Origin of the sequence: Campylobacter sp. 2457A, assembly GCF_020135895.1 — a bacterium.
Classification (GTDB): domain Bacteria; phylum Campylobacterota; class Campylobacteria; order Campylobacterales; family Campylobacteraceae; genus Campylobacter_D; species Campylobacter_D taeniopygiae.
This window is the reverse complement of the sequence record NZ_JACHTO010000091.1, coordinates 1-522: the sequence shown is the minus strand read 5'-3', so window position 1 is coordinate 522 and position 522 is coordinate 1. Positions and strand designations below refer to the sequence as shown.

2 protein-coding genes are annotated in these 522 nt (G+C 28.9%); both read right to left on the bottom strand.

The genetic code is table 11. The features are described 5' to 3' along the window. On the bottom strand, positions 1-320 hold a 320-nt coding region (locus tag H2280_RS08475), incomplete at its 3' end, for a hypothetical protein (protein WP_337216263.1). Positions 321-335: 15 nt separating this feature from the next. Next, the coding region (locus tag H2280_RS08470; RefSeq protein ID WP_337216262.1) for a hypothetical protein at positions 336-522 on the bottom strand (187 nt) is incomplete at its 5' end.

Sequence of the window (522 nt, the reverse complement as noted above, 5' to 3'; positions counted from 1 at the left end):
AAATTTTCCAAAGCTTTATCTAAATCTTTAGCCTCTAAAAGCGATCGAAGAATTTTGCAAATCTCACTTAAATCTTCAAAGCAAAGTACATTTGCAATAAACCACTCATCAAATTCTTCCTCAGTAGCATCACGATAAGATATTCCTGTTTCTTCTTCAAAAGCTACTTCGTATTCTTCTGGATCGATATGATCATACGCATCACTTAAAAAATCCTCTAAATGAGAATTAACAGCCTGTAAAACTTCTTTGCTAGGTTTTGTTTTTAAGAATTCTTTAAAATTCTCAAGATTGTCTAAAATTTCAACATCAAATTCCATAATATCTCCTTTTTATTATTTTTTTATCTTTCTTCTTTCTTCATACATTTTAATTTGTTCTGGTCTCTCTAAACTCGTATCAATATTGTATTCTTTAACCAATTGTTCCCAAGTCTTAGCACCTGCTTTTTTTAAGATTGTTTTATTTTTATTTATCCCAAAAGAAATAGCCTCATCCAATGGAGTATTAGGTTTAAAATAA